26 protein-coding genes are annotated in these 26503 nt (G+C 69.3%); 9 read left to right on the forward strand and 17 right to left on the reverse strand.

The window, feature by feature from the left end; all coding sequences use genetic code 11:
• Positions 1 to 22 precede the first annotated feature (22 nt).
• Entirely contained in the window at positions 23 to 526 is a 504-nt protein-coding gene (locus QFZ27_RS05830) for a nucleoside/nucleotide kinase family protein (RefSeq protein WP_429225148.1), read from the forward strand.
• A 160-nt stretch (positions 527 to 686) separates the two neighbouring features.
• Positions 687 to 1172, forward strand: a complete 486-nt coding sequence (locus tag QFZ27_RS05835; protein ID WP_429225149.1) for a GNAT family N-acetyltransferase — start codon at positions 687 to 689, stop codon at positions 1170 to 1172.
• Between the two features lie 26 nt (positions 1173 to 1198).
• Here QFZ27_RS05835 and QFZ27_RS05840 read toward each other — a convergent pair whose 3' ends face one another.
• The 7 genes from QFZ27_RS05840 to QFZ27_RS05870 form a co-directional block, all read right to left on the reverse strand.
• A complete protein-coding gene (locus tag QFZ27_RS05840; protein ID WP_429225150.1) occupies positions 1199 to 3664 on the reverse strand; it encodes a DEAD/DEAH box helicase in 2466 nt (821 codons plus the stop codon).
• Between the two features lie 58 nt (positions 3665 to 3722).
• Complete coding sequence (locus QFZ27_RS05845; RefSeq protein WP_429225151.1) at positions 3723 to 4292, reverse strand: GNAT family N-acetyltransferase; 570 nt, start codon at positions 4290 to 4292, stop codon at positions 3723 to 3725.
• A 69-nt stretch (positions 4293 to 4361) separates the two neighbouring features.
• Positions 4362 to 5540 (reverse strand): helix-turn-helix transcriptional regulator, encoded by a 1179-nt coding sequence (locus tag QFZ27_RS05850; RefSeq protein WP_429225152.1) that lies wholly within the window; start codon positions 5538 to 5540, stop codon positions 4362 to 4364.
• Positions 5537 to 5755 carry a hypothetical protein gene (locus QFZ27_RS05855; RefSeq protein WP_429225153.1) on the reverse strand — a complete coding sequence of 73 codons (219 nt, stop codon included), beginning with the start codon at positions 5753 to 5755 and terminating at the stop codon, positions 5537 to 5539. The genes QFZ27_RS05850 and QFZ27_RS05855 overlap by 4 nt, the downstream gene beginning before the upstream one ends.
• 118 nt (positions 5756 to 5873) lie before the next feature.
• Positions 5874 to 7730 (reverse strand): cobaltochelatase subunit CobT, encoded by a 1857-nt coding sequence (gene cobT, locus QFZ27_RS05860; RefSeq protein ID WP_429225154.1) that lies wholly within the window; start codon positions 7728 to 7730, stop codon positions 5874 to 5876.
• Positions 7731 to 7864: 134 nt separating this feature from the next.
• Positions 7865 to 8845, reverse strand: coding sequence for a cobaltochelatase subunit CobS (gene cobS, locus QFZ27_RS05865; RefSeq protein ID WP_429225155.1), 981 nt, complete (start codon positions 8843 to 8845; stop codon positions 7865 to 7867).
• 33 nt (positions 8846 to 8878) lie between these two features.
• Positions 8879 to 9406, reverse strand: coding sequence for a J domain-containing protein (locus QFZ27_RS05870; RefSeq protein ID WP_429225156.1), 528 nt, complete (start codon positions 9404 to 9406; stop codon positions 8879 to 8881).
• Positions 9407 to 9624: 218 nt separating this feature from the next.
• Between QFZ27_RS05870 and QFZ27_RS05875 the strand changes: the two genes are divergently transcribed.
• Positions 9625 to 9915 (forward strand): BolA family protein, encoded by a 291-nt coding sequence (locus tag QFZ27_RS05875; RefSeq protein WP_429225157.1) that lies wholly within the window; start codon positions 9625 to 9627, stop codon positions 9913 to 9915.
• A 15-nt stretch (positions 9916 to 9930) separates the two neighbouring features.
• Here QFZ27_RS05875 and QFZ27_RS05880 read toward each other — a convergent pair whose 3' ends face one another.
• The 3 genes from QFZ27_RS05880 to QFZ27_RS05890 are packed head-to-tail and all read right to left on the reverse strand — an operon-like array spanning position 9931 to position 12812.
• The gene (locus QFZ27_RS05880; RefSeq protein WP_429225158.1) at positions 9931 to 11454 is read right to left on the reverse strand and encodes a sodium:solute symporter family protein; all 1524 of its coding nucleotides are present in this window, start codon (positions 11452 to 11454) and stop codon (positions 9931 to 9933) included.
• 3 nt (positions 11455 to 11457) lie between these two features.
• Positions 11458 to 11661, reverse strand: coding sequence for a hypothetical protein (locus QFZ27_RS05885; protein WP_429225159.1), 204 nt, complete (start codon positions 11659 to 11661; stop codon positions 11458 to 11460).
• Between the two features lie 53 nt (positions 11662 to 11714).
• Positions 11715 to 12812 (reverse strand): class II histone deacetylase, encoded by a 1098-nt coding sequence (locus QFZ27_RS05890; protein ID WP_429225160.1) that lies wholly within the window; start codon positions 12810 to 12812, stop codon positions 11715 to 11717.
• A gap of 164 nt (positions 12813 to 12976) precedes the next feature.
• On the opposite strand from QFZ27_RS05890, the gene QFZ27_RS05895 reads away from it, so the two are divergent.
• Positions 12977 to 13984 carry a helix-turn-helix transcriptional regulator gene (locus tag QFZ27_RS05895; protein WP_429225161.1) on the forward strand — a complete coding sequence of 336 codons (1008 nt, stop codon included), beginning with the start codon at positions 12977 to 12979 and terminating at the stop codon, positions 13982 to 13984.
• Here QFZ27_RS05895 and QFZ27_RS05900 read toward each other — a convergent pair.
• A complete protein-coding gene (locus QFZ27_RS05900; RefSeq protein ID WP_429225162.1) occupies positions 13944 to 14522 on the reverse strand; it encodes a TetR/AcrR family transcriptional regulator in 579 nt (192 codons plus the stop codon). The two genes, QFZ27_RS05895 and QFZ27_RS05900, sit on opposite strands and share 41 nt — an antisense overlap.
• 132 nt (positions 14523 to 14654) lie before the next feature.
• Here QFZ27_RS05900 and QFZ27_RS05905 point away from each other — a divergent pair, with 132 nt between their 5' ends.
• A complete protein-coding gene (locus QFZ27_RS05905) occupies positions 14655 to 15428 on the forward strand; it encodes an SDR family NAD(P)-dependent oxidoreductase (RefSeq protein WP_429225163.1) in 774 nt (257 codons plus the stop codon).
• 35 nt (positions 15429 to 15463) lie between these two features.
• Here the strand turns inward: QFZ27_RS05905 and QFZ27_RS05910 are convergent, their stop codons facing one another.
• The 3 genes from QFZ27_RS05910 to QFZ27_RS05920 form a co-directional block, all read right to left on the reverse strand.
• Entirely contained in the window at positions 15464 to 16366 is a 903-nt protein-coding gene (locus tag QFZ27_RS05910) for an HNH endonuclease (RefSeq protein WP_429225164.1), read from the reverse strand.
• Between the two features lie 27 nt (positions 16367 to 16393).
• Positions 16394 to 17320: an HNH endonuclease gene (locus QFZ27_RS05915; protein WP_429225165.1), complete on the reverse strand. Its 927-nt coding sequence runs from the start codon at positions 17318 to 17320 to the stop codon at positions 16394 to 16396.
• A 72-nt stretch (positions 17321 to 17392) separates the two neighbouring features.
• A complete protein-coding gene (locus tag QFZ27_RS05920) occupies positions 17393 to 18238 on the reverse strand; it encodes a LysR family transcriptional regulator (RefSeq protein ID WP_429225166.1) in 846 nt (281 codons plus the stop codon).
• Between the two features lie 100 nt (positions 18239 to 18338).
• On the opposite strand from QFZ27_RS05920, the gene QFZ27_RS05925 reads away from it, so the two are divergent.
• Positions 18339 to 19331, forward strand: coding sequence for a zinc-dependent alcohol dehydrogenase family protein (locus tag QFZ27_RS05925; protein ID WP_429225167.1), 993 nt, complete (start codon positions 18339 to 18341; stop codon positions 19329 to 19331).
• Here QFZ27_RS05925 and QFZ27_RS05930 read toward each other — a convergent pair.
• Positions 19328 to 20425, reverse strand: coding sequence for a lactonase family protein (locus QFZ27_RS05930; protein WP_429225168.1), 1098 nt, complete (start codon positions 20423 to 20425; stop codon positions 19328 to 19330). The two genes, QFZ27_RS05925 and QFZ27_RS05930, sit on opposite strands and share 4 nt — an antisense overlap.
• 116 nt (positions 20426 to 20541) lie before the next feature.
• On the opposite strand from QFZ27_RS05930, the gene QFZ27_RS05935 reads away from it, so the two are divergent.
• A complete protein-coding gene (locus tag QFZ27_RS05935; RefSeq protein ID WP_429225169.1) occupies positions 20542 to 20793 on the forward strand; it encodes a DUF3297 family protein in 252 nt (83 codons plus the stop codon).
• A gap of 25 nt (positions 20794 to 20818) precedes the next feature.
• Here QFZ27_RS05935 and QFZ27_RS05940 read toward each other — a convergent pair whose 3' ends face one another.
• Together QFZ27_RS05940 and QFZ27_RS05945 are read right to left on the reverse strand one after the other, a co-directional pair.
• On the reverse strand, positions 20819 to 21232 hold the full coding sequence (locus tag QFZ27_RS05940; RefSeq protein WP_429225170.1) for a very short patch repair endonuclease: 414 nt from the start codon (positions 21230 to 21232) through the stop codon (positions 20819 to 20821).
• Between the two features lie 89 nt (positions 21233 to 21321).
• Positions 21322 to 22542 carry an aminotransferase-like domain-containing protein gene (locus QFZ27_RS05945; RefSeq protein ID WP_429225171.1) on the reverse strand — a complete coding sequence of 407 codons (1221 nt, stop codon included), beginning with the start codon at positions 22540 to 22542 and terminating at the stop codon, positions 21322 to 21324.
• A 431-nt stretch (positions 22543 to 22973) separates the two neighbouring features.
• Between QFZ27_RS05945 and QFZ27_RS05950 the strand changes: the two genes are divergently transcribed.
• Both QFZ27_RS05950 and QFZ27_RS05955 read left to right on the forward strand, forming a co-directional pair.
• Positions 22974 to 23702 (forward strand): Tll0287-like domain-containing protein, encoded by a 729-nt coding sequence (locus QFZ27_RS05950; RefSeq protein ID WP_429225172.1) that lies wholly within the window; start codon positions 22974 to 22976, stop codon positions 23700 to 23702.
• A gap of 39 nt (positions 23703 to 23741) precedes the next feature.
• Positions 23742 to 26501: an ATP-binding response regulator gene (locus QFZ27_RS05955; RefSeq protein ID WP_429225173.1), complete on the forward strand. Its 2760-nt coding sequence runs from the start codon at positions 23742 to 23744 to the stop codon at positions 26499 to 26501.
• Positions 26502 to 26503: the final 2 nt, after the last annotated feature.

Raw genomic sequence — 26503 nt, forward strand, 5'->3', positions numbered from 1 at the left:
GGCAGCGAGTAAGACGGAGGCCGTGGATCTCATCTGCATCAACGGGCCGATCAACTCCGGCAAGTCGACGGTGGGCCGGCGCCTGGCCGGCCTGCTGCCGGGCGCCGTTTTTGTCGAGGGCGACAACCATGGCGCGCCGGACGAGGCCGACCTCGACACCGTCATCGCCATCGCTTTGGCCAGGATAGAGGGGCTGATCGCTTCCGCCGGCGGCGACCTGGTGATCGCCTATCCGCTGCGGCCGCAGGACTATGCCCGCCTGGCCTCGGCAGCGGGCCGGCGCGGGGCGCGGCTGTTCGTGGCCACGCTGGCACCGCCGATGGCCGTCGCCCTGGCCGATCGCGGCGGCAGGCCCCTGTCGGCGGCGGAGCGCGACCGGATCGTCGAGATGTATGCGGAAGGCTATGCCGACCCGGCCTTTTCCGACCTCGTCCTCGACAATGCCGGGCTGACACCGGAACAGACGGCCGCCGTTCTCGCCGAGGCGCTGCGGCGCGCGATTGACCGCGGCCCGGCCCGCCGATAGCCTGCCGGCATGATCCGTCGTCCTCGCCCCGCTTCGCGATACGGTGCCCCGTCCTTCTGAGGCGGCGGGGACGATCTTTCATGCCCATTCCATGCCGCCGGTTCCGGCGGCATTTCCATATGGGGTCTCCGGGCCGCGCGGCGCCACCAGGAGACCCGACATGCCCATCATCATCCGCCCGGCCCGGCCGGACGAGCACGCCGCGCTCTGCGTCCTGTTCGCCGAGCTTGACCGCTTCCACCGCGAGGTCCGGCCCGATGTCTTCGCCGAGCCGGAAGGCCCGGCGCGCAGCCCGGAGCTGATCGCCGGCCTGATCGAAGGTCCCGGCACCACCATCCTGGTCGCCGAGGACAACGGCGCCCTGGCCGGGCTGGCCACGCTGGCCGAGAAGACGATCCCGGCCAATCCGGTCCGGCCGGAGCGCCGCTTCGCCGAGATCGACAACCTGGTGGTGCTGCCGGGCCACCGCCGCCGCGGCATCGCCGGGCTGCTGCTGCGCCGGGCCGAGGACTGGGCGCGCGGCCACGGCATCGGCAGCCTCGAGCTCGGCGTCTGGGAGTTCAACGCCGGGGCCGTCGCCTGCTACGAGGCGGCCGGCTTCGCGCCGACCACGCGCCGCCTCAGCAAGGCCGTCGCGCCGCCTTAGCGGGTGGCGTCCGGCCACTGTTCGGGTCAACGCGACGGCGGTTCGCCGAGGCGGCCACGCAATCCCTCCGCGAAGACCGAAAGCGCGTCGGCGAGCTGGCGCGCGACCGCGGGCGGCGGCAGCGGCAATCTTAGGCTCTGCTTCCCCGTCGTCGGGTCGCGCTCGATCCAGGGATGCGCCGGGGCATCCGCATCCCTCGGCGCCGCCACCGCCGTGACGAGCTGCATCGCCATCTGCGCCAGGGCCTGCCAGGGGTTGGCACCCGATCCGTGCGGCGGGGCCGCATCGTCCGTCGCAGGCGCGGCTGCGATCCCGGCCTCCGTCTCCTCCGCGGCCTCGGCAGTGCCGGCCCCGTCCGCGCCATCCGCAGCTCCGGCCTCCTCGGCCGGCGTTACGGCTTCGCCCTGGCCCATCTGCCCGGTGACGGATTCCACATCCTTCATGAAGCGGGTCAGGCGCGAGCCGCCGAGCGAGATGGTGTTGGCGCCGCCGTCGAGAATTCCGGCCGACAGGGACTTCTTGAAGGCCAGCACCGACAGCATGCCCTCCTCGATGGTGCCCTTCGCCACGAAATTGATCACCCGAACCGGCCGCGTCTGGCCCATCCGGTGGATCCGCGCGATGCGCTGTTCGAGGATTGCCGGATTCCAGGGAAGGTCGAGATTCACGAGGGTCGATGCGTGCTGCAGATTGAGGCCGGAGGCGCCGGCGTCGGTTGACAGGAACACCCGGCACCCGGGGTCAACGCGGAACCGTTCGATCAGGGCGGGGCGCTTCTCCGACGGCACGCCGCCATGGAAGCTGACGTAGCCGATCCCCTGCGCTTCCAGGCGCCGGGTGACGATGTCGTGACTGCCCGTCCATTGCGAGAACACCACCGCCTTGGCGTCCGGGTCCGCGAAAAGATCGGTGAGCAGAGCCACCAGTTCGTCGGCCTTGACCCCGTGATCGGTTTCCCGGTCGAGGAGATAGGTGCTGTTGCACGACATGCGCATATTCTGGAGGGCGCAGGTCAGCCGCCGTTGATCCTTGTCCGACAGAAACTTCATCCGGCGCCAGCGATGGACGATGCGGGCCACCGCATCGGCATTCTCCTTGTGATAGGCCATCTGACCTTCGGTCATCGGGACCAGGAGAGTCTGGTCGGTCCGGCTCGGCAACTGCCGCAGCACCTCGGATTTGCGCCGGCGGATCATGATCGGCGCCAGGGTCTGGCCGATCTTCTCGAGCCCGCTATAGCCCGTGACCCGGCCGGTCTCGTCCTTGTCCTGGTGCTCGTAGAGAAGCTTCCAGGTCGGCCCCAGCCTGTATTGATCGACGAACTGGACGATCGAGACCAGCTCTTCCAGCTTGTTTTCGAGCGGCGTGCCGGTCAGCACGATCGCATAGGGGCTGTCGACGCGCTTCAAGGCGCGGGCGGCAACGGTGTTCCAGTTCTTGACCCGCTGCGCCTCATCGACGATTACGAGGTCCGGTTCCCAGGCGGCGATCAGCTCAAGATCGGGCGCGAGCCTCTCGTAATTGGTGATCTTGCAGAAATCATCGAGGGCATAGTCCTTCCGACGTTGCGCCCGGCCGCCGCCGATGACCCGGGCCGCGGCCTCGCCGCGCCGTCCGGAGAAGCGCAGGATTTCGCTCTGCCATTGGTATTTCAGCGAGGCCGGGCAGACCACCAGCACCTTGGTGAGGCCGAAATGGCGCGCCAGGATCTCCATGGCCGCGATCGCCTGGATCGTCTTGCCCAATCCCATTTCGTCGCCGATCAGCGCCCGCCCGGCACGGACGGCGAACAGCGCGCCTTCGGCCTGATAGGGATAGAGCGGCACCTGCAGCAGGTTCGCGAGCCTGGGGTCGGCGGCGCCTTCCGGGAACAGCTGTTCGAGCCGTTGGGCGCGCCGCCCGGCATCGCGCCGTCCGGCGATGAAATCGAGGGCATCATCGTAGGCCCGCAGCTCGTGCCCGCTGTTCGAAGCGGCGGCTAGGAAGGCTTCGATGTCGCCGAAGCGGTCATCCCGAAGCCCCCCGCCGCGTCGGGAGTCGAACAGGGCCTCCGCTGCCTCGGCCAACTCCTGCGGACAATCCGTTCCGGCTCGGAAATAGATGCGGCGGCCGCCGTCGTTGCGCAGGTACAACTCGGAAAACGCCGGCCGATAGCCACGCGCGAAGGCGGTCTTCGCCCCGCGCTTCTTCTCCAGTTGGGCCAGCGTGAACTCGATGTGCTTGCAGGTGCCCAATTCATTGGTCGTGTAGTCGGGGCAGGCGCAATAGTTGCCGCCGGGACCCGGGCCACGGATGACCACGCGGTAGCTCGACTTCGTCGTCGGATTGCCGATCCGGAATTCGGAGAAGAACGGCTCGTCCGTGAGGTTTTCGAGCGTGAAGGCTTGCTCGCGGCCGAATTGGCGGCGCAGGGCCCTCTGCCATTCCACCGGGGACAGATCTGCCGGCTGCAGGGTGCGCGAGAGTTTCATTTCCTTGCGTGGCTTGGCCACGGGCTTCGAGGCTCGTCGCTTAGCGGTCATGGATGTCCGGTCGCTGCGAAGGATGACGCTATTCGGATGGGAGAGCAGACCTTATCCGATCTCGGCCCCGCCAGTCTTCCCGGCTCTGGCCCCAGATTTCGACCTTGGTGTCGATCGGCGCCGGCAGCCGGCCGAGGCCGCGGAAGCGTGAGCCGAGCCGGCGCGCCACCGCCTTGGACGGCTGGTTCTCCGGCGCGATGCAGTGGATCACCTCGGTCCAGCCGAGATGGTCGAAGGCCCAGTCGATCGTGGCCGCGGCGCCTTCGGTGGCGTAGCCCTTGCCCCAGGCGGCGCGGCACAGGGTCCAGCCGATTTCGGTGCCCGGCCAACCCTCGGGCTGCCAGGGGCCGAGGCGGCCGATCCAGCGCCCGGTCGCCTTCTCGATCACCGAGAAGTTGGCGAAGCCCTGGATCGTCCAGGCGCCGGCCATGGTGAGGAAGCCGCGCCAGGCCACGGTGCGCAGCTGCACCCCGCCGATGAAGCGGGCGGCCTCCGGGTCGGCCATCAACTCGGCCCAGCTGTCGAAATCCTCGGCTCGGGGCAGGCGCAGGATCAGCCGGTCGGTCTCCAGCACCGGCGCGGGCTCCGGGGTCGGCATCGGGTGTCTCCTGAATCGGGGAGGCGCAGCAAAGCCCGATCCCGGCCGGCCGGTCAAGCTGCCGGCCGCTCAGCGTTCCGTCGCGGTGCCCAGGTCGGGGGCGGCGAAGCTGTGCAGCAGTAGGCGCACCAGCTCGGCCTGCCGGTGCGTCTCGGTCTTCTCGAACACCTGTTTCAGGTAGTGGCGGGCGGTGCCGATCGAGATGCCCAGGCTCTCCGCCGCCTCCGCCGGGCCGAGGCCGCCGGCGATCAGCGCCGCCAGGTCGGATTCGCGCCGGGTCAGGCCGTAGGCGCTGGCCAGGCCGGCGGTGTCGATGCGGCAGCGGCGGTCGGGGTCGGAGATCAGCACCGCCACCGCGCCCGGTTCGCCGGGGACCGCGCCGCGGTCGGCCGCGGGGGCCGGGATGACGCTCAGGATCAGCGGCCCGTTCGGCGGCCGCCGCGACACCGGGATGCGCAGCATCGTGGCGGCGGCATGGCTCAGCGCGGCATCGGCCGTGTCCGGCCCGCCGGCCAGCAGCATCGCCGCGGCGATCGCCTGGTGCAGCGCCCGGGTCTGTGCCGGCAGGGTGGTGGCGATGCCGTAGGCGTCGGCCAGCAGCCCGTCACGCTCCGCGATCACCGCCTCGGCCCGCTCGCTGCGATAGACCGGCCGGCCGTGCCGGTCCAGCAGGATCAGGCCCAGGCCCAGCGCGTCGATCGCAGCCAGGGCGCCGGTCGCGCGCGGGTCGATGCCGGCCAGGCGGCGGTTCAGCTTGCCGGCCTTGGCCAGATGCGGCACCAGGGCCTGCAGCCGATTCAGCTCCTCGGCGCCGAAATCGCGCTCGGCCAGCGGGCGGCAGACGCGCACGGCCGACCAGCCGGACGAGCCGCGCCACGGCACCGCCACCGCCGCCAGGCCGCCGCCGATCGGCCGGATCAGCTGCTGGTAGAAATCCGTCCGCTCATAGTCCTGGACCGGCACCAGGGACGACTGGGTGCGCGCGGCCCCGGCCGGGAACCGCTGCATCTGCTCGGTCCAGAAATCGCTGTGCAGGATCTGGTCGCAGCGGTCGCCGTGCTGCCGCGCATCCATCCGCGAGCAGGTGGAAAGCTGGACGCCGTCGAGGGTGTTGGTGGTGAACACGGCATGCGAGCCGCCGACCAGGTCGCGCACGGCGTCGAGGCAGTGCGGCCACTCCTCCGGCTCCATCGCGGCGTCGTAGATCCGCTGCACGGTGCTGAGGATCACCTGCGCGCCCGCGGTCACGCGGCCGACCCTTTCCCGTGGTTCGCCGGATCGAAACCAACCGCCGCCTGCATGCCCGCAAGTCGATCATGGAACACCGGCATTCCCGCGCTCCAAAATATCCTAGAACAGGAAAATACGCCGATAGATGAGCCGTCCGATTCCTCAACAACGCCGATCCACGAGGGCGACATCGCGGCAATGCCGCGAACGTCTTCCTCGATCGGAAGGATCATACCGTGTTTTTCTCGATGCCATCAGAGCACTTTTATTATGGCATCGGTGTGGAGACGTGGCGGCAAAGCCGGGGCGGTCCGCACATGGGGCGACGAAAAGCCCTTGGGCTGGCTGATCTCAGCTGGCCCGGCGCATCGTGGCGGCCTTCTTCGGCTCCTCGTCGAACAGCTCGGCCAGCTTGTCGATCATGGTGCCGCCCAGCTGCTCGGCGTCGACGATGGTGACGGCGCGGCGGTAGTAGCGGGTCACGTCATGGCCGATGCCGATCGCCACCAGCTCCACCGGCGACCAGCGCTCGATGTACTCGATCACCTGCTTCAGGTGTCGCTCGAGATAGTTGCCGGGGTTGACCGACAGGGTCGAATCGTCGACCGGCGCGCCGTCGGAGATCACCATCAGGATGCGCCGCTGCTCCTGCCGCCCGACGATGCGGTTATGGGCCCACAGCAGCGCCTCGCCGTCGATGTTCTCCTTCAGCACGCCCTCGCGCAGCATCAGGCCCAGGTTCTTGCGGGCCCGGCGCCAGGGCGCGTCGGCGGATTTGTAGACGATGTGGCGCAGGTCGTTCAGCCGGCCCGGATTCTGCGGCTTGCTCTGCTGGATCCAGCGCTCGCGCGCCATGCCGCCCTTCCAGGCGCGGGTGGTGAAGCCGAGGATCTCGACCTTGACGCCGCAGCGCTCCAGCGTCCGCGCCAGGATGTCGGCGGCGATCGCGGCGATGGTGATCGGCCGGCCGCGCATCGACCCGGAATTGTCGATCAGCAGGGTCACCACCGTGTCGCGGAAGTCGGTGTCCTGCTCCATCTTGAAGGACAGCGGCGTCAGCGGGTTGATCACGACGCGGGCGAGGCGGGCGGCGTCGAGGATGCCCTCCTCCAGGTCGAAATCCCAGGACCGGGTCTGCTTGGCCATCAGCTTGCGTTGCAGCCGGTTGGCCAGCTTGGCGATCACGCCCTGCAGATGCTGCAGCTGCTGGTCCAGCATCAGCCGCAGCCGCGCCAGCTCGTCGGTGTCGCACAGATCCTCGGCCGCCACCATCTCGTCGAACTGGGTGGTGAAGGCCTTGTAGTTCAGCCCGTTCGGGTCCAGCGCGCCGGTCTGGTCGTCGCGCCAGGGCTGGCCCGGCGACTCGGTGTCCTCGGTCGAGAACTCGTCGGAATCGTCAGCCGACTCCTCCTGCTGGGCGCCCTCGGCATCGGTCTCGTCGCCGCTCTCCGGGTCGCTGTCGCTGTCATCGGCCTCGGCGCTGACCTGCTCGCCCTCGCGGCCCTGCTCCTCAGGCTGCTCGCCGTCGGCCTTGTCGTCGTCCTCGCCGTCCTCGTCCTCCTGGCTCTCGTCCTCCTGGCCGATCTCGACGTCGAGTTCGGCCAGCAGGTGCTTGGCGCAGCGGGCATAGGCCTCCTGGTCGTCCATGGCGTCGGCCAGCTCGTGCAGCGAGCGGCCGATACGGCTCTCCAGCCAGGACCGCCACAGGTCGGCGGCGTGGCGGGCGTTCGGCGGCGGCTTCTCGCCGGTCATCGCCTCGCGCGCGGCCAGCCGCACCGCCTCGGCCAGCGGCACCTGCTCGCGCTCGGTGACGCGGTCCAGCCCCTGGCGCTTGAAGCGGTCGTCCAGCGCCGCCGCCAGGTTGCCGGCGACGCCGGCCATCTGGGTGGCGCCGATCGCCTCGCAGCGCGCCTGCTCCAGCGCCTCGAAGGCGGCGCGGGCGACGTCGCCCTGCGGCATGCGGGCGGCGTGCGTCTTGGCGTTGTGGTGGCGCAGGCGCAGCGCCACGGCGTCGGCGGCGCCGCGCACCTTGGCGACCTCGGCCGAGGTCAGCAGGCGCGACGGCTGCGGCAGCCGCGCCCGGGTGCCGGCAACGCCGGCCGGCTCGCTGGAATAGGCCACGGTGATGTCTGGCCGCTCGGCGATGGCCCGCACCGTCGCCGTGGTGGCGCGCTTGAACACCTCGATCGGGCTGTCGTCCTGGGGCATCGCCTGCTTCGTCTCTACGGCTTGCGCCGTCCTTCCCTGTCTGTCATGCCCGGGCCCGGGCATCCAGAGGCTGTCGAGACCTCCTGGATTGCCGGGTCAAGCCCGGCAATGACAGCAAAACCTACGAACCGCGCTTACGCCAGATGGGCGCGGACGCCGCTTTCCGGCAGCTCGGTGCCGAAGCAGCGCTGGTAGTACTCGGCCACCGTCGACCGCTCGACCTCGTCGCATTTGTTCAGGAAGGTCAGGCGGAAGGCGAAGCCGACATCGCCGAAGATGCGCGCATTCTCGGCCCAGGTGATCACCGTGCGCGGCGACATGACGGTGGAGATGTCGCCGCCGATGAAGCCGGCGCGGGTCAGGTCGGCCAGGCGGACCATGGCGTTGATCTTGGTGCGGCCTTCCTCGGTGTCGAAGTCCGGCACCTTGGCCAGCACGATCTCGACCTCGGCGTCATGCGGCAGGTAGTTCAGCGTGGCGACGATCGACCAGCGGTCCATCTGGCCCTGGTTGATCTGCTGGGTGCCGTGATACAGGCCGGTGGTGTCGCCCAGGCCGACGGTGTTGGCGGTGGAGAAGATGCGGAAGGCCGGGTGCGGCTTGATCACCCGGTTCTGGTCCAGCAGGGTCAGCTTGCCCTCGACCTCCAGCACGCGCTGGATCACGAACATCACGTCCGGCCGGCCGGCGTCGTACTCGTCGAACACGATGGCACAGGGGTTCTGCAGCGCCCAGGGCAGGATGCCCTCGCGGAACTCGGTCACCTGCTTGCCGTCGCGCAGCACGATGGCGTCCTTGCCGACCAGGTCGATGCGGCTGATATGGCTGTCCAGGTTGACCCGGACGCAGGGCCAGTTCAGGCGCGCCGCCACCTGCTCGATATGGGTCGACTTGCCGGTGCCGTGATAGCCCTGGATCATCACCCGCCGGTTGTGGGCGAAGCCGGCCAGGATGGCCATGGTGGTGTCGCGGTCGAAGCGGTAGGCGGTGTCGACATCCGGCACATGCGGCGTCGCGGCGGAGAAGGCGGGCACCTGCAGGTCGCTGTCGATGCCGAAGGTCTGCCGCACGGACACCTTGATGTCGGGCAGCGTCGAGGAGGTATCAGCGCTCATGATCCAGTCGAAGTCCAAGTTCCAGAGTATCGGTCAGGAGGCGAAGCCGGCCTTCAGCACGCTGTAGGCGTGGTTGATGGTCTTGAACTTCTCCTCGGCGTCGCGGCTTCCGCCATTGGCGTCCGGGTGATGCAGTTTGACAAGGGTCTTGTAGCGGGCCTTGAGGGTTTTCAGGTCGAAGGGAGGAGCGATCTCGAGCGTCTTCATCGCGCTCTCCTGCTCGGTCAGGGGGCGGCCCTGCTTGGCCTCCTCCTGCGCCTCGCGGCCGGCGTGGAACGGGTTGTCGCCGGCGCCCTCGGCGAAGCTCTGATAGATCTTGGCGCGCAGCCGCTGCTCGGCCCGCCAGCTGCCCATCGGCCAGGTCGGCCGGTCCCAAACGGTGTCGCGCCGCGCCTCGCGCTCGATCTGGTCGGCGCTCATGCCCTGGTAATAGTTCCAGGCGCGGTTGTACTCCCGCACATGCTCCAGGCAGAACCACCAGTAGTCGTTCAGGTGCTGCCGCGATTTCGGCGCCCGGAACTCCCCGGCGCAGGCACAGTCCGGGCGGTCGCAGCGGCGCATCGCCGGCGCCGGCTCCTCGAATGCCCGGTACTCTCTGCGGTTTGCAGTGGCCATGCTGCGAGTATGGGGAGGGCGTTTTCGCCTGACAAGTCGATGCGGCGGAAATCTGCCCTGCCCTCGTGTCGCAGCATCTGGGCTTGCGTCATATCGCAATATCGGGTCGTACCGCCGCGGCGCCGGCTCTGCTATCACCAGGAGCCGGATCGAGGAGAGGACCGATGCAGATCGCCGACCGCATGCGCCGCAAGATCGAGGAGGCGCTGGCCCCGGCCCAGCTCGAGATCATCGATGACAGCCACCGGCATGCCGGCCACGCCGGGCATGACGGCGGTGGCGAAAGCCATTTCCGGGTGCTGGTGGTGTCCGACGCCTTCGAGGGCCGCTCGCGGGTCGAGCGCCAGCGCCTGGTCTACGACCTGCTGGCGGCCGAGCTGCAGGATCGGGTGCACGCCCTGTCGCTGACCACCCGGACCCCGGCGGAGGCGGAGAAGGCGGGCGCCCGCGGCTGACGCCCGCCGCCCGGTCTAGTCGCGCGCCGGGGCCAGCCCGGCCGGCACCGCCGCACCCTCAGGCCCCGCCTGGCTGAGGTCCCGGAACAGCCGATCGATGCGGGCGCGCTCCGCCGCGTCCTGCGGCAGGGCGAAGGACAGGCCGACATAGACCAGCGTGTTGACGGCGAGGCCGACGACGCCGGAGGTCAGGCCACCGAGCTCGCGGATCGACACCGGGTACAGCAGCTGCAGCACCACGGCGGTGGCGAAGCCGGTCAGCATCCCGGCCAGGGCGGCGGCGGCATTGCCCCGGCGCCAGAAGATGCCGAGATACAGCGCCGGCGCCAGTTGGACGATGCCCTGGTAGGAGGCCAGCGCCAGGGTCAGCAGCCCGGCCGTCGTGTTCACCGTCAGGATGGCGCCGATCACGGCCAGCACGGTGGCGGCCACGATCGCCGCCCGGGCGGTGCGGGTGGTGGTCGCCTCGTCGGCGCCGCCGATATGGATCACGTCCTGCGCGGTGTGGGTGCCGATCGCCGCGGTCAGCGCGTTGACGTTGCCGGCGGTGGCGGCGAACACGGCGGTCCCGGCCAGGGCCAGCACGAACGGCCCGCCATGCGCCGCGGTCAGGAACCAGACATTGTCCGGCGCGGCCGCGACCTCCGGCAGCTGGTGCGCCAGCATGGCCATGGTCAGCAGGATGGCGAGGAACAGGAACATGATCGGCGCCGCCTTGACGGCGGAGTTGCGCACGGCCTGGGCGCTCCTGGCCGTGAACAGCCGGACGAAGATGTCGGGCCAGCACCAGGACCCCAGCGCCCCGGTGGCGACGATCGAGAGATAGTATAGCGGGCCGAGGCCGCTGCCGGGTCCGGGTAGGGCGGCGAATTCCGGCGGCAGGGCGGCGAAGCCCAGGCCCTGCGACATCAGCCAGGCGATCAGGCCGAGCGCGACCAGGCCGCCGACGCCATAGGCGAAGACGCCCTGGACCATGTCGGAGATGACGATGCCCCGCATGCCCAGCCGGACGGTCCAGATCTGGCGGATGCCGAGCACGGCGATGCCGGCGAACACCGCGAGCGTCGGCGAGACCGCGCCGAAGGAGAGGGTGGAGAAGACCAGCCCCAGCGACTGGAAGCCCAGGATCAGCCAGGGGAAGCTGGCCACCACCCCGATCAGCGCCGCGACGACGCGCACGGCCTTGGAATTGTAGCGCATGCCGACGAAATCGGCCTGGGTGCGCAGGTTGAACGCCCGGCCCCAGTCGAACACCTTCTGCGCCATGAACAGCATGAACAGCACGGCGAGCAGCGAGTAGGAGACCACGTAGTAGCCGATCACCCCGGCCGAGGCCGCGAGGCCGGCGAAGGCGATGAAGATGGTGCCGGGCAGCCAGGTGTTGAGGAAGGCCATGGCCTGGAACCAGGACCCGAAGGACCGGCCGGCGACCGCATAATCCGTGAAGTCGCCGCCGGCGGCCCGCCGGGTGCGCTCGAGCACCAGGATCACGCCGATGAAGAACACCGCCAGGGTGCCGTAACCGATGAGGAAGTCCATCGCCTATTCCTCCCCGGCATCATGGTTGGCGCGGTTCAGATAGATCACGCTGGCGGTCAGCAGGAGGCCGCTGCCCAGGAAGAACGCCAGCGCCATCGCCAGGTTGCCCGCCGCGAAGGCCAGATGGATCGGCGGGAACAGCGCAATGATCAGATTGAGCCAGATCAGCAGGGTGCCCCGCGACCTGCCGGACGCTTGTTCCTTCATCATCGCCCCCTGTTTGGTTGTTGTTGTTCGAATCCTGTCCGAGGGGCGGGGTGCTAGAGGCCGAAGCCCTCCGCCACCCGCGCCACCAGGGATTTCTGATGGTCCCGCAGCTCCTGCCCCGGCAGCCCGGCCCAGGATGCCAGATAGGGGTCGGTCACGCCGGTGCTGACGCCGCTCAGCGTCTCCACCACCGCCAGGCCGCAGAACGGCACGTAGAAGGGCGAATAGCCGCCCTCGTGGCTGATCACCAGCCGGCCGCCGCAGACCGCGTCGGCGAGATCCATCAGCCGCCGAGTCATCGCGGCGTAGGAGGTCGAGACCAGCAGCATCCGTCCCAGCGGGTCGGCGTTGCTGGAATCGAAGCCGCTGGCGACCATGATCAGGTCGGGCCGGAACCGCTCGATGGCGGGCAGCACGACGCAGTCGAGGGCATGCAGATAGGCGCCCTCGCCGGACCCCGCCGGCAGCGGGATGTTGATCGCCGACCCGTCGCCGGCGCCGGTGCCGCGATCGGTGATCTTGCCGGTGTCGGGCGGGAAGTTGCCGTCCTGGTGCAGCGAGATGGTCAGGACCTCCGGGTCGGTCTCGAAGCAGGCCTCGGTGCCGTTGCCGTGATGCACGTCCCAATCGACCACGGCGACCCGCCCGACGCCGAGCTTCGCCCGGGCATGGGCGATCGCCACCGCGACATTGGCGAACATGCAGAAGCCCATGCCCCGCTCCGGCCGCGCATGGTGGCCGGGAGGCCGCACCAGCGCGTAGGCGTTGCGGACCTCGCCGCCGACCACCGCCCGCACCGCGCTGATGGTGCCGCCGGCCGCCAGGCAGGCCAGCTCGAAGCCGCCGAAGCCGAAGGGCGAGGAGCCGTCGCCCATGTCGCCGCCGCGGATGTCGCGGCTCAGCGCCCTCATGGCATCGAGATGGTCGCGGGTGTGAATCCGCAGCAGGTCCTCCTCCGTCGCGGCGACGCAGTCGATGCGTGTCAGCGCCTTGGCGATGCCGGAGACCTCGACCAGCGACGCGAAGCGGGCCTTGGATTCGGGCGATTCCAGGTGCTGCAGCGGCTGGATGAACTCGCCCTTCAGGAAGCCGCCGGCCGTCCCCGTATCGTGCCAGCCGAACCGCTCGTGCCACAGCCAACCCGTCGCCATTCCCGGCCTCCCTGGTGGATGTCGATCGACTCTAATCGCTTGGCCGCGGCCCTGAATGGTGCAGATGCACTATGGAAGGCGCCGTCCGAGGCTCTCCGTGCCGCTTGTCGGACATTCGCGGCGAGGCTAGCCTTCCCGGCACAAGACCGCCCGGGATGGCGCGTGTGAGCTCGAAGCTTCCCCTGTTCTCCCAGTTCGTCACCGACCTGCACCGGATCGGCCGAGAGGACGACGGCAGCATCGCGGCTCGTGGCTTCGACCGCCTGCGCTCGATCCTCGGCTTCGACTGCGCCTGGTACGGCTGGGCGCGGTTCGAGCCGGGCCGGACGATCGTGCAGGCCTCCTCCACCCTGAACCTGCCGGGCGACTTCGCCCGCTTCTGGACGACGATGGAGAGTCAGGACCTCGTCGCCCGCAGCCTGCGTGAGACCCCCGGCGGGGTCAGGACCTACGACCGGAACCAGCCGGTGCAGACCGACGGCATGGTCGAGCTGGCGGAGCGCTACCGGATCCGCAAATGGGCCAGTGCGATGCACAGCCGGCCGAACCGGACCACCGTGTTCTTCGCCTCGATCTATCGCGGCGACGCCCGGCCGGCGGAATGGGAGACCGAGGACCTGCACTTCCTGCAGGGCGCGGTCGACCACATCTTCCTGGCGGTGCAGGCGTCGCAGCGGCGGGATGCCACCGAGCCCGCCGCGTTGCTGGTCGATCCCTCCGGCTTCGCCTATCTCGGGCTCGAGGCCTGCGAGGGTCTGCTGAAATCCGTCTGGCCGGGCTGGACCGGTGAGCGGCTGCCGGGCGCGCTGCGCCGGGCGGTGCAGCGCCCGGGGACCGTCACGCTGAAGGGCGAGGGCGTCGTCGTCTCCTGCGAGCGCGACGATCCGTCGGGGCTGGTGCGGCTGCGGCTGAGCGCGATCGCCGATCTCGACCGCCTGACCCGGCGCGAGCGGGAGGTCGCGCTGCTGCTCGCCGCCGGGGCGACGCACAAGCAGGCGGCGCAGGCGCTGGGCTCCGCCCCCGCCACCATCCGCAACCAGATTCAGGCGATCTACGAGAAGCTCGGCATCCGCTCCCGCGCCGAGTTGGCCGGAGTGGTGCTGCAGGGGAGGGCAGGCAGGGACCCTGGTCTCACGGCCCAGACCCGGCCAGCGCCACGAGCCTTTCCCTGACCCCCTGAAGGATCTCGTCCGACAGCGCCGGGTCGGACACGGCGCGGGCCAGGGCCACCGCGCCGGCCAGAGCGCTGACCGCCAGCAGCGCGTCGCGGCGGGTGGCGGCCGGATTCTTCGCCCGCAACAGCGCCAGGAACGTCTCCGCGCTGGCCTCGATATGCCGGGTGAAGGCTTCGCGCGGCCGGTCCTGCAGCCGCCCGGCCTCGCTGGCCAGGGCGGCAACGGCGCAGCCCGCCGCCGGCGCGTCGCGATGCGCCGGGCTCAGATAGTCGGCGACGATCTCGGCGTAGCCGGCACCGGCTTCCCGTGCGTCGGCGACGGTCGCCCGGCTCTGCGCCAGCGCTTCCTCCAGCGCCTCGGCCACCAGCGCGTCGCGCGAGCCGAAATGGCGATAGAAGCCGCCATGGGTCAGCCCGGCCTCCTGCATCAGCTCGGCGACGCCGAGGGCGTCGGCCCCCGCCTCGCGGACGCGGCCGGCGGCAATCCGCACGATGCGGTCGTGGCTGGCCGCCTTGTCCTGCCGCGAATGGCCCATCGCAAAATCCTCCTCGGCCGGTCATTGACAATCAGGATGATGGTCATCATCTCTCGAGCTGAGATGACGATCGTCATCCAGAATATGGGCTCTGTCGGCCGTCGCCGCCAGCCCGGATCGCAGGAGACCGAGATGAGATTGCAGGACAAGGTTGCGTTGATCACCGGCGGCAATGCCGGCATTGGCCTGGCGACGGCCCGGCTGTTCGTGGCCGAGGGCGCGAAGGTGGTGATCACCGGCCGCAACCGCGAGACCTTGGATGCCGCGGCGCGCGAGCTGGGCGACGCCGTGCTGGCGCTGCAGGCCGACACGGCCGATGCCGCGGCGATGGAGCGGGCGGCGGCCCAGGCGGTCGAGCGCTTCGGCAAGCTCGACATCGTCTTCGCCAATGCCGGCATCGGCGGCACCACCCCGCTCGGCCAGACCTCGTTCGAGGCGTTCGAGCAGATCATCCGTATCAACCTGACCGGCGTGTTCTTCGCGGTGCAGGCGGCGCTGCCGCATCTCAAGGACGGCGCGTCGATCATCCTCACCAGCTCGGTGCACAGCGCGCTCGGCGCGGCCGGCTGGTCGGCCTATGCCGCCAGCAAGGGCGGCATCCACTCGATGGGCAAGGTGCTGGCGTCGGAGCTGGCGCCGCGCGGCATCCGCGTGAACGTGGTCTCGCCGGGCGCGACCGACACCGACATCTGGTCGGCCGTGGCGCCGACACCGGAGGGGCGCGCGGCGCTGGTGCAGCACATCAGCCGCGGCATCCCGGCCGGCCGCTTCGGCAAGGCCGATGAGGTGGCGAAGACCGTGCTGTTCCTGGCCTCGGACGACTCCAGCTACATCCAGGGCGTCGACCTGTTCGTCGACGGCGGCGCCACCGGATCTCCATCGGGCGCGCCGATCTATCGGGGGTAGTTCGGACGCAGGTGTTATCGAAACTTCATGGGTCGTCAGCGGCCCATGAAGCGTTCGAATCTCTCTGCCAATCGATCTCGGTCGGGATAGTCGCGAGGTCTCCCAGGGAGCCGGATGGCTTGGCCGGCCATGTCCTTGAAGCCGTGTTCCAGCATCGGGCCATCATCAATCGACAACAAGGCTTCGCTGACGTGGATCCGAAAGTCCGGATCGATCCCGATCAGGTTGGCGTCAAATGCGGCGTGATGGATTTTCGACATCGGCACACCGTTCGGAACGATCGGCTGTCCAAGGTCGATGTGGCCGTCGGCGATGATGTGGGCGGCGTCGAGCAGCCGAGGTTCCGGTAAGCCGGAGATGGCACAGCGGTTGCCATAGGCGGTCAGAACAGCTTCTCGGAACGTGGCCTGATGCAGACGTTGACGGATGAGCTGGTAGCTATATCGCCGGGCTGGCGGTTCGCTCACACCCCAGACGGCCTTGGCTTCCGATGACTCCGCAACGGCTGAAAAAGCTAGTTGCACCTTCAGTTCGAAAGGCCGCCATTCGGCAACATAGGTCGGCCAGATTTTCATGTAGCGGGTAGGCGCAACCCCAAGGAAATAGAGGATCGGCGTCTGCGCTTCCCAGGCCTCACGAAGCCAGCGGTTGTCGGCGGCGGCCGGGTCTGAGCCCATAAAGGCATAGTCGATCAACTCGTCGCCACGTTCGATCTGCTCGTGCACGCGGCGCTGGTCGTCATACCAAATGCGCGCTCCGGTCCGCGGGTAGGCAGTGAGAATGCTTAGAAGATGCTCCATTACCCTTGGCTTGAAGATGCCACGCTGTGGATTGATCAGCGGTATCCGCTCACCCTCGAACGTGAAGCCCGCGCGAAGTTGTTCCGAGGTCAGGACGTCGCCGACAGCTATTCGCTGGACGTGCTCGACAGCCGCCATGCGGATCTGAGAGTCGCGGCTCACCAATCAGCCCAGGAAGCGGTTTTCACGGTGCCATTCGAGCGCAGCGGGTGAGGGGGCTGCATCTGTATTGCGTGGAGGCCGAATGGCTTGGCCGTGAAGCTCATAATAATGTCTACCGTTGTCGAAATCGGCCTTAAGCCGACGACCTACAACAAAGTGCCCATCTGAGCTCACTGTGACATAGCCAAGATCAAATAGGCGATGGATATCAGTGCGCAGAAGAAGTCCGTTGGATGGCTCGTGCTCTCCACCGTCGGAGTAGGACCGAATGTGTGTGGCATCAAGAATCGGCAACGTCTTCTCGTCAGTCAGAGCACAGCGCCGTTCATACCCGTCGGTAACCGCAAGCCGAAATGCACCCTGCCCGAGCCGCGGCGCGATCAGGTGTGGTGCGCCATAGCGTACGGGTGCCTCGTACAAGTGGCTCTGTAGCTTTGGCTCGGCGAGGCGTTCGGTAACGGCCTGCCAAAGGCCCAGGCCTTCAGCCTCACCGAGATCGAAGCCCTTTCCTGAGACGATATTCGGCTTCCAGCTTTCCGGCGCATCCAGCCAAAGGTCTCTGGGCCAAAAGAATGGCTGTGTTAGCACCCGGCAACCAACAATTGGATCCTGTCGAGGATCAAGCACGCTCTGATCTCGGCGATATCGCCCAATGCGATCACGCATTTCGCTTAGCGAGGATACCCCATTCTTCTGACCGAAAGCCTCCCAGGCCATCGAGAGTGGCACATTGGATGCATGGCTGAATATGCCGCCGCCAACGATAAAATTGTTGGGAGCATGCAACTTGAACAAAAATAGTTCGCCCGGTCGGATTGCCCGAAACTGAGTGCTGCCGCTCGGCTGCCAGAAATTCACCTCGTCGGGCGACAAGGCCGACAACGTGTCAAACCATGATCTATCTGTGACCGCAATATACAGGCGAACCATTTAGTTAGGTTCTAACGTGCTCTGCCGCATGGCAAGCCCGCAGTGAGCTGTGGGAAGCGGCAGCATGCCTCTCTACCCCGCCACCCCCTCCACCAGCGCATCCAGCAGAGCCCGCAGCCGGGCCAGGCGGCGCAGGTCGCGGTGGAAGCCGATCCAGACGTCGCGGCCCGGCGGGGCCTCGCCGAGGTCCACCCGCTCGAGCCCCGGCTCGGCGTCGCCCAGCGGCCGGGGCAGCACGGCGAAGCCGGCCCCGGCGGCGCAGGCTCGGGCCTGGGCCTCGCGGTTGTTGCTGCGGAAGGCGATGCGTGCCCGCGGCAGCATCCGGGTCAGCCAGCCGACATCCGGCATCGCCTCGAAGGCGGTGTCCATGGTGACCAGGGCGCAGCCCGCGCCGTCGCCCGGCGGCGGGGTGCCCGCGGCGGCGTAGAGCGCGTAGGGCACATGGGTCAGCCGGCGCTGCACCACCTCCGGCTCGTCGAAGGGCCGGATGCGGACTACCAGGTCGGTCTCGCGCCGGGCCAGGCTGAACAGCCGGGCATCGGTGACCAGCTCGACCACGATTCCGGGGTGGGCGCGGGAGAAGCCGGCGAGAATGGGCGCCAGCACCCGGGCGCCGAACCAGTCGGAGGCGGAGACGCGCAGCATTCCCTCCAGCGCACCGTCTTGGCCGGCCAGGCGGCGCTCGAAGGCGATCGCCTCCTCCTCGATCCGCTCGGCATGGGCCAGCACCGCCGCGCCCTCGGCGGTCAGTACGAAGCCGTCGCTTGTGCGCTGGAACAGGGCCTGGCCGACCGCCTGCTCCAGCGCCCGCAGCCGCCGGCCCATGGTCGGCTGGGTTTGGTCCAGCGCCCGGGCCGCGGCGCCCAGCGTGCCGGCCCGCGCGATCGCCAGGAAGACCTTCAAGTCGCTCCATTCCATGCAGTCATCATACAGAATTGCATGGATATCGAGCATTCTCGTTCGTTCCGAAACGCATCGGCATGGCCCATCTTCGGTCCATCACCGAAAGGACGGAGCCATGACCGATCTCCCCACGATGCGCGCTTTGGTGCTCGACCGGCCGGACGGGCCGCTGCGCCCGGCCGAGCTGGCGCGGCCGGTGCCGGCCGAGGGCCAGGCGCTGGCGCGGATCGCCGCCAGCGGCGTCAACCCGCTCGACCTCAAGATCCGCGCCGGCGCCGCGGCCCATGCGAAGCACATGCTGCCGGCGGTGCTCGGCATCGACCTGGCCGGCACGGTGGTGGCGGTCGGTCCCGGCGTCACCGCCTTCCGCCCGGGCGACGAGGTCTATGGCATGGCGGGTGGAGTCGGCGGCCATCAGGGCTCGCTGGCCGAATATGCGGCGGTCGATGCGGCGCTGCTGGCGCCGAAGCCGGCCAATCTCTCGATGCGAGAGGCTGCGGCGCTGCCGCTGATCACGATCACCGCCTGGGAAGGGCTGGTCGACCGCGCCGGGGTGCGCGAGAGCCAGACCGTGCTGGTCCAGGGCGGCGCCGGCGGCGTCGGTCACATCGCGGTGCAGCTGGCCGCCGCCTTCGGCGCCCGGGTCTTCGCCACCGCCTCGGCCGGGAAGCACGACCTGCTACGGCGCCTCGGCGCGACGCCGATCGACCGGGACGAGACGGTGGACGCCATCGTGGCCGCCCACACCGGCGGCCGCGGCTTCGACCTGGTCTACGACACGGTCGGCGGGCCGGTGCTCGATGCCTCGTTCCAGGCGGTGCGCCGCTTCGGCCATGTCGTCAGCGCCCTCGGCTGGGGCAGCCACGCCCTGGCGCCGCTGTCCTTCCGCGCCGCCAGCTATTCCGGCGTCTTCACCCTGCTGCCGCTGCTGACCGGCGAGGGCCGGGAGCATCACGGCGAGATCCTGCGCCGGGCCGCCGCGCTGGCTGAGGCCGGGCAGCTCGCTCCGATCCTGGATCCGCGCCGCTTCGCCCTCGACACCGCCGAGGCCGCGCATGCGGCGGTCGCAGCCAAGCCCGCCGGCAAGGTCGTGGTCGAGATCGGCTAAGGCACGAACGCCACCATGTTCGGGCTGCCGATCGGCAGATAGCGGCCTGTGAAGGTCAGCCGGCCGGACTCGGCATCGACCCGGAACAGGGTGACGTTGTCGCTGCGCCGGTTGCAGGCGAACAGGAACTGCCCGGTCGGGTCCAGCGCGACATGGTTCGGGTAGTCGCCGCGGGTCCATTCCGCGTCCAGCCAGCGCAGCGTGCCGGCGGGCTCGACGGCGAAGATGGCGATGCTGTTGTGCAGCCGGTTGCCGGAATAGACGAAGCGGCCGTCGCGGCTGACCGCCAGCGCCGAGGCGAAGCTGGAGCCGGCGAAGCCGGGCGGCAGCGACCCCACCTGCTGCAGCAGGGTGGCGCGGCCGGTCGCCGGGTCCCAGCTGTGGACCGCCAGCTGCGACGCCTCCTCATAGGTGGTGTAGAGGAGGCGGCCGCTCGGGTGGAAGGCGAGGTGCCGCGGCCCGGCGCCGGCCGAGGCGGTCGGAGAGAACGGCGAGTCGGCCGGGCGCAGCACCCCGGCGCTCTCGTCGAGGGTCCAGACATAGACCCGGTCCTGGCCCAGATCGGTGCTCAGCACGAAGCGGCCCGCGGTCTCGATGATATGGGCGTGCGATCCGTCATGGCCGCTGATGGCGAAGCTGCCGGGCGGCCCGGCCTCGGCCCGGTCGGCGCCGACCGGCCCTGCCGGGGCCTGCACGTCGGTGGCGGCGCCCAGCGACCCGTCCGCCGCGATCGGCAGCACGGCCAGCCGGCCGTCGCCGTAATTCGCCACCAGCAGGTGCCGGCCGCCGGGATGGACGCTGGCATGGCACGGCACGGTGCCGCTGGAGCCGACGGTGTTCAGCGCCGTCAGGGCGCCGTTGTCGCGGTCGACCCGGTAGGCGGTGCAGGCGCCCTGCGCCGCGCCCTCGAATTCGTCGATCTCGTTGACGGCATAGGCGTGCCGCCCGTCCGGGGCGAAGGCGAGCCAGGAGGGGCTCGGCCCGGCGACGCTGCCCAGCGCTTCCAGCCGGCCCGACTCCGGGTCCAGGCTCGCCAGGGTGATGCCCTCGCCATTGCCGGACGCGCCCGTGTAGCTGCAGACATGGAACAGCATCGCCTCGCCCACCCTGTTGCCGGTGTTGAGAACCCGATAGCATCCGTCTCGCGCATTGTCAGCGCCGCCGCGCGCGGCTATCACCCGCCATCCGCCGCCTTTGCCGGGAGCCACCGATGGCCGACACCCCGCCCGACCGCCTGTCGAACAACCCGAACAGCCCGCATTTCGACGAGGCCGCCTTGCGCCGCGGCGTCGGCATCCGCTTCAACGGCGCCGAGCGCACCAATGTCGAGGAGTACTGCGTCAGCGAGGGCTGGGTCCGCCTGTCGATGGGCAAGGCGCTGGACCGCCGCGGCAACCCGCTGACGATGAAGATGAACGGAACGGTCGAGCCGTATTTCCGGGACGACGCGCCGGAGGCGTGAGAGACCGCGCCCTGGTGTCCGGGCTCTACGGCCCCCCGACCCGCTCGCCGATCAGCCGGCGCAGCCCGTCGGCGTCCTTGGTCTCGCATTCCCACAGCACCACGACGCGCCAGCCCGCGGCCGCCAGTGCCGCGGAGGTCCGGTCGTCGCGCTCGGCGTTGGCCTTGAACTTCGCGGCCCAGTAGTCGGGCCGGGTCCGCGGCCGCCGCGCCTTGCCGCAGCCGGCATGCTGGTGCCAGAAGCAGCCATGCACGAACAGCGCCACGCGCCGTTTCGGCAGCACCATGTCGGGCGTGCCCGGCAGGTCGCGCCGGTGCAGCCGGAAGCGCAGGCCCAGGGCGTGGGCGGTGCGGCGCACGCGGCGCTCGGGCGCGGTGTCCTTGCCGCGGATCCGGGCCATCAGCCGGGACCTCTGTTCGGGCGTCAGCCGGTCGGCCATGCCGGACCTCCTGGTGGCGGGGGACGCGTTGTCCGCCGCCGGCCCGGCCGGGCCAATCCGGTTCTTGCGCTGGTGGCGGGCGCTCCGCCTCAGGCCGCCGTCTTCGCCGCCCCTGCGACCAGCCGGCCCAGCCGGCCGATGCCCTGCTCGATCGCCTCGCCGTCGGCCAGGGAGAAGGACAGGCGCAGCGTGTTGCCGTGGCTGCCGTCGGCGTGGAAGGCGCGGCCGGGGACGAAGGCGACGCCCTGGTCGACCGCCCGGGCCAGCAGCTCGGCGCCGTCCAGCCCCTCGGGCAGGGTCACCCAGATGAACATGCCGCCCTCCGGCCGGGTCCAGCTCACCCCCGCCGGCATGTGCCGCTGCAACGCCGCCAGCATGCGGTCGCGCCGGTCGCGATAGGCGGCGCGGATCTTCGCCACCTGGGCCGGATAGGCGTGCTCGGCGGCGTGGTGCATCACCATCTGGTTGATCGTCGGCGTGTGCAGGTCGGCCGCCTGCTTGGTCAGCACCAGCTTCTGCACCACGCTCCGCGCAGCGCAGATCCAGCCGATCCGCAGCCCCGGCGCCAGGGTCTTCGAGAAGCTGCCGCAATGGATCACCCGGCTGCGGTCGATGTCGCCCTTGGCCGCCACGTCCAGCGCCAGCAGCGGCGGCACGTCGTCGCCGTTGTAGCGCAGCGCCTGGTAGGCCGAATCCTCGACCAGCGGGATGTCCAGCTCGTCCGCCAGGGCCAGGGCGCGCTCGCGCGCCGCCAGGCTCAGCGTCTCGCCCGAGGGGTTGGCGAAATCCGGCGTCAGATAGGCCAGCCGCACCCGGCTGCCGGCGGCTCCGGCCGCTGCCCGGTAGGCCGCGGGCGTGGCGTTGCCGTGCTCCGGCTCCAGCCGGTCGTAGCGCGGCTCATAGGCGTTGAAGGCCTGCAGCGCGCCGAGATAGGTCGGCCAGCCGACCAGCGCGGTGTCGCCGGGCGACAGGAACAGCTTGCCGAGATAGTCCAGCCCTTGCTGCGAGCCCGAGGTGATCACGATGTTGTCGGCGCCGCAGGGCACGCCGATCGATGCCATGTGCCGGGCGATCCACTGCCGCAGCGGGCCATAGCCCTCGCTGACCGAATACTGCAGCGCGGTGTTTCCGGCGGCGAGCGCGGCCTCGTAGCCGGCACGGATGGTCTCGGCCGGGAACAGCGCCGGGTCGGGGATGCCGCCGGCGAAGGAGATCACGCCCGGCCGGTCGAGCAGCTTCAGGAGCTCGCGGATCTCGGAGGCGCGCATCCGGGTCGCACGGGTGGCGTAGTGGGTCTCGCCGATGGTCATGGTGTCTCTTCCTGGGCGTGGCGTCTGTCCTGGCGCCGTTCCCCAATCGAACCATGCGCGATGGATTTATGTCAACGAAGCTGACCTATCTCATGCCAGAGTTGCGTTCAACGCTCGGCAAAAGACATTTAGTTTCTGCCTCCGGGACGCTGCGCAGCTATCGCGCGTACAGGAGAACGGCCGTCCCGACGTCAGGATGGAGGGCCCTTCAAAAGCCTTAGGCACCATCCCGATGAGCAGCCTTGGAATGTTCGTGTCCGCCGATCTGGTCAGTCTTGCGCTCCGGAAGTAATATCGATATCCTGATAATTAAGGTGTTTCTTTTCCTATCTTTGGTCAATACTGAATGAGTACTGGGATATTGCGTAGGATTCGCAATGAGTTGGAATGGCCGTCTATCGCTTAAGGATTTCGGGGCGAGGAAGACTGTCATGTCTCTCGTCCTGCTGGGCATGCTCGCAGCGGGGCTCTCTCCGATCTTTGCCGCGACGCAGGACGATGTGGACACGGCTCTCAGCGTCGCCGAATTCCTTCGCGGCGCGCGCACCGTGATCTCGGCCAATCAGGCCCGGCTCAACGATCCCGCCCTGGGCGACAAGGGGCTGACCGGTGACGCCGTCGTCGAAGGGGCGGCTCAGGCCATGCTCAAGGCGACCGGCAACGACCCACGCAAGGTCGATCCCGGCACCGAGAAGGGGCGTCTGCTGGCGGCCATGGCGCTGGCGGTCAAAGAGGTGATGGACTCGAACCAGCGGCTGATCAATCAGAAGGGCACGGGCTTCAAGGGTTTCGTCCCCGCCGTGTTCGCCCGACTGGTGACCGAGCAGTTCCGCCGCGATCAGAGCGGCCGGGCCGAGATCAAGGTGACGGCGCCGCCGGAACTCGTGCGCAACCGCAAGGCGTCGCCGGACGCGTTCGAGACCGACGTCATCCGCGCCAAGTTCCAGTCGCCCGGCTGGGCCAAGGGCGCCTTCTATTCCGAGGCGACCACCGTCGACGGGCGCCCGGCCACCCGCGTCCTGGTGCCGGAATACTACGGCGCCGACTGTCTCGTCTGCCACGGGATGCCCAAGGGCGAGATCGACATCACCGGCTATCCGAAGGAAGGCGCGAGCCTGGGAGATCTGGGCGGCGTCGTCAGCATCACGTTGTTCGACTGATCCCGGCCGGCGGTGAATCGCCGGTCGCCCAGGAGCGGCATGTCGCATTTTTCGATCCGTACCCGGCTGGTCTCGCTGGCAATTCTGCTGCTGGCGATCCTCACCCTGACCACGCTCTACCTGAACCGACAGGTGTCGATCGAAGCGGCGGCGCTGGCCGACGAGGCGCGGCTGGTTACGGTGCTGAAGACGGCGAACAAGGCGAACAAAGATTTCGGCGACCTCAAATACTGGCTCACCGACTTGGCCGTTAGCCTTCTCATCCGGTCGGAGATGAACGCCCGCGCCGCCCGGGACCAGCTGTCGGCCGACCTCGCCGCCCTGGCCCCCTATGATCCCGACGGCGTCCGGTCGATCCAGGCCGAGATCGGGCCGCTGATGGACCAGGCACTCAAGGCAGTCGAGGCCTACACCGATGACCAGCGCGTCGTCGGCAATGCGTTGATGTCGCAGACCCGCAACCACATCCTGGCCATCGACACCGCCCTGGCCGGGATGGTCGACCGGCTCGAGGACGAGGCCGTGGCCAAGCGCGACGCGGCAGCAGGTAACGCCGAGACGGCGGTGCAGCTGTCGCTGGCGGCCGGCGTCCTCGCCTTCCTCCTGGCGGCGGTGCTGACCGCGATAATCGTCCGCTCGATCATCGGGCCGCTGCGCCAGCTCGAGCACGCCATGGCCGCGATCACCAGCGGCCGACTCGACGTCGCGCTGCCGCCGGCCGGGCATGACGAGATCGGCGAGATGACCCGGACCCTCGGGCTGCTGCAGCGCAGCCTGGTCGAGCGCGACCGGCTGGAGCGGCAGCACCGCGAGGCGGAGGCCGAGGCGCAGCGGGCCCGGCGCCAGCTCGGCGAGGCGATCGAGACGATCTCCGAGGGCTTCGCCCTGTACGATGCCGAGGACCGGCTGGTGATCTGCAACAGCCGCTATCGCGAGATGTATGCCGGGGTCGATCTCGCGATCGAGCCGGGCATACGCTATCAGGAGGTGATCCAGGCGGCCGCACAGGCCGGAATGATCCCGGACGCCAACGGCCATCTCGACGCCTGGCTCACGGCACGGCTCGACCGTCACCACCATCCGGGCGGGGCCTATGAGCAGCGGCGGGCCGGCGGCCGCTGGCTGAAGATCAGCGAGCGCATCACCGCCGATGGTGGCTGCGTCGGCGTGTTTACCGACATTACCGAGTTGAAGGCACGGGAGGCGCAACTGGGCGAGCTGGTCGACCGGCTAGCCGATGCGCGCGACCAGGCGACCCAGGCGACGCTGGCAAAAAGCCGCTTCCTGGCGAATATGAGCCACGAGCTGCGGACCCCGCTCAACGCCATCATCGGCCTGGCCGAGATGCTGGCGGAGGATGCCGAGGACCAGGCGCTGACGGAGTTCCGCGAGCCGCTGGACCGCATCCTGCGCGCCGGCCGGCACCTGCTGGAGCTGATCAACGACGTGCTGGACCTGTCGAAGATCGAGGCCGGGCGGCTCGATCTGCATGAGGAGGAGATCGACCTCGCCGCCCTGGTCGCCGATCTGGCCGGTGCATCGCAGCCGCTGGCCGATCGCAACGGCAACCGCCTGGTGGTCGAGCGGCCGGCCGGGCTCGGCTCCATCCGGGCCGATCAGACCCGCCTGCGGCAGATCATCCTTAACCTGCTCAGCAATGCCTGCAAGTTCACCCAATCGGGAACGGTGACGCTGGCGGTGGCGCGTGAGGCCGACGAGGACTGGGTCCGGTTCCGCGTTTCGGACACCGGCATCGGCATGACCAAGGACCAGCTCGGCCGGCTGTTCCAGGAATTCACCCAGGCTGACAGCTCGACCACCCGCAAATACGGCGGCACCGGGCTGGGACTGGCGATCAGCCAACGGCTCGCGGCGCTGATGGGCGGCACCATCGCGGTCGAGAGCGAGCCGGGCGTCGGCACCAGCTTCACCGTCCGCCTGCCGGCGGGCTCTGTCGTGACGACGGAGGTGATCCCCGGGCCGGCCCCCGCGCCGGCCGGCACCGTCGCGACGGTGCCGGGTGCCGCGCGCGCCGTCGCCGACCGGGTCCTGGTGGTCGACGACGACGCCACGGTGCGCGACCTGATGCGCCGCTTTCTCAGCCGCGAGGGCTTCGACGTCGTCACCGCCGAGAGCGGCGCCGAGGCGCTGGCGGCCGCCCGGACGCAGCGCCCGTCGGTCATCACCCTCGACGTCCTGATGCCGGACATGGACGGCTGGAGCGTGCTGCAGGAGCTGAAGGCGGATCCGGAGCTGGCGGGAATTCCGGTGATCATGGTCACGATCGTCGACGAGAAGCAGAAGGGCATCGCCCTCGGCGCGTCCGACTACCTCAACAAGCCGATTGACCGTGGCCGGCTCGCCGCGATCCTGGCCCGCTACCGCTCCGTGGTCGCGGCGACACGCCGGGCGCTGGTGGTCGAGGATGATACCGAGACCCGGATGATGATGCGCCGCCTGCTGATCGGCGAGGGCTGGCAGGTCGCCGAGGCCCGCGACGGCCGCGAGGCGTTGGCCCGGATGGGCGGCGAGCGGCCGGATCTCATCCTGCTCGACCTGATGATGCCGGAGATGGACGGCTTCGAATTCCTCGCCGCCTGCCGGAAGATGCCCGAATTCGGCGGCATCCCGGTGATCATCGTCACCGCCGCCGACCTCACCGCCCACGACCACCGCCGGTTGAACGGCGGCGTCGAGCACATCCTGCAGAAGGCGGCCTTCGAGCAGCACGAGCTGCTGGCGCAGATCCGGCAGCTGGTCGGCCGCTACGCCACCGCCGCGACCCTGCGGAGGGCCTGACC

The organism is Inquilinus ginsengisoli, from assembly GCF_050434925.1.
In the GTDB taxonomy this organism is placed as follows: domain Bacteria; phylum Pseudomonadota; class Alphaproteobacteria; order DSM-16000; family Inquilinaceae; genus Inquilinus; species Inquilinus ginsengisoli_B.

Coding starts and splice junctions, on each gene's coding strand:
- QFZ27_RS05910 (WP_429225164.1), bottom strand. CDS start 16,366: ATGGCGGCTGTCGAGCACGTCCAGCGAATAGCTGTCGGCGACGTCCTG.
- QFZ27_RS05890 (WP_429225160.1), bottom strand. CDS start 12,812: ATGGCGACGGGTTGGCTGTGGCACGAGCGGTTCGGCTGGCACGATACG.
- QFZ27_RS05935 (WP_429225169.1), top strand. CDS start 20,542: ATGGCCGACACCCCGCCCGACCGCCTGTCGAACAACCCGAACAGCCCG.
- QFZ27_RS05920 (WP_429225166.1), bottom strand. CDS start 18,238: ATGGAATGGAGCGACTTGAAGGTCTTCCTGGCGATCGCGCGGGCCGGC.
- QFZ27_RS05905 (WP_429225163.1), top strand. CDS start 14,655: ATGAGATTGCAGGACAAGGTTGCGTTGATCACCGGCGGCAATGCCGGC.
- QFZ27_RS05835 (WP_429225149.1), top strand. CDS start 687: ATGCCCATCATCATCCGCCCGGCCCGGCCGGACGAGCACGCCGCGCTC.
- QFZ27_RS05885 (WP_429225159.1), bottom strand. CDS start 11,661: ATGAAGGAACAAGCGTCCGGCAGGTCGCGGGGCACCCTGCTGATCTGG.
- QFZ27_RS05945 (WP_429225171.1), bottom strand. CDS start 22,542: ATGACCATCGGCGAGACCCACTACGCCACCCGTGCGACCCGGATGCGC.
- cobS (WP_429225155.1), bottom strand. CDS start 8,845: ATGAGCGCTGATACCTCCTCGACGCTGCCCGACATCAAGGTGTCCGTG.
- QFZ27_RS05855 (WP_429225153.1), bottom strand. CDS start 5,755: ATGATCCTTCCGATCGAGGAAGACGTTCGCGGCATTGCCGCGATGTCG.
- QFZ27_RS05925 (WP_429225167.1), top strand. CDS start 18,339: ATGACCGATCTCCCCACGATGCGCGCTTTGGTGCTCGACCGGCCGGAC.
- QFZ27_RS05880 (WP_429225158.1), bottom strand. CDS start 11,454: ATGGACTTCCTCATCGGTTACGGCACCCTGGCGGTGTTCTTCATCGGC.
- QFZ27_RS05950 (WP_429225172.1), top strand. CDS start 22,974: ATGTCTCTCGTCCTGCTGGGCATGCTCGCAGCGGGGCTCTCTCCGATC.
- QFZ27_RS05955 (WP_429225173.1), top strand. CDS start 23,742: ATGTCGCATTTTTCGATCCGTACCCGGCTGGTCTCGCTGGCAATTCTG.
- QFZ27_RS05875 (WP_429225157.1), top strand. CDS start 9,625: ATGCAGATCGCCGACCGCATGCGCCGCAAGATCGAGGAGGCGCTGGCC.
- QFZ27_RS05900 (WP_429225162.1), bottom strand. CDS start 14,522: ATGGGCCATTCGCGGCAGGACAAGGCGGCCAGCCACGACCGCATCGTG.
- QFZ27_RS05845 (WP_429225151.1), bottom strand. CDS start 4,292: ATGCCGACCCCGGAGCCCGCGCCGGTGCTGGAGACCGACCGGCTGATC.
- cobT (WP_429225154.1), bottom strand. CDS start 7,730: ATGCCCCAGGACGACAGCCCGATCGAGGTGTTCAAGCGCGCCACCACG.
- QFZ27_RS05870 (WP_429225156.1), bottom strand. CDS start 9,406: ATGCGCCGCTGCGACCGCCCGGACTGTGCCTGCGCCGGGGAGTTCCGG.
- QFZ27_RS05930 (WP_429225168.1), bottom strand. CDS start 20,425: ATGCTGTTCCATGTCTGCAGCTACACGGGCGCGTCCGGCAATGGCGAG.
- QFZ27_RS05915 (WP_429225165.1), bottom strand. CDS start 17,320: ATGGTTCGCCTGTATATTGCGGTCACAGATAGATCATGGTTTGACACG.
- QFZ27_RS05940 (WP_429225170.1), bottom strand. CDS start 21,232: ATGGCCGACCGGCTGACGCCCGAACAGAGGTCCCGGCTGATGGCCCGG.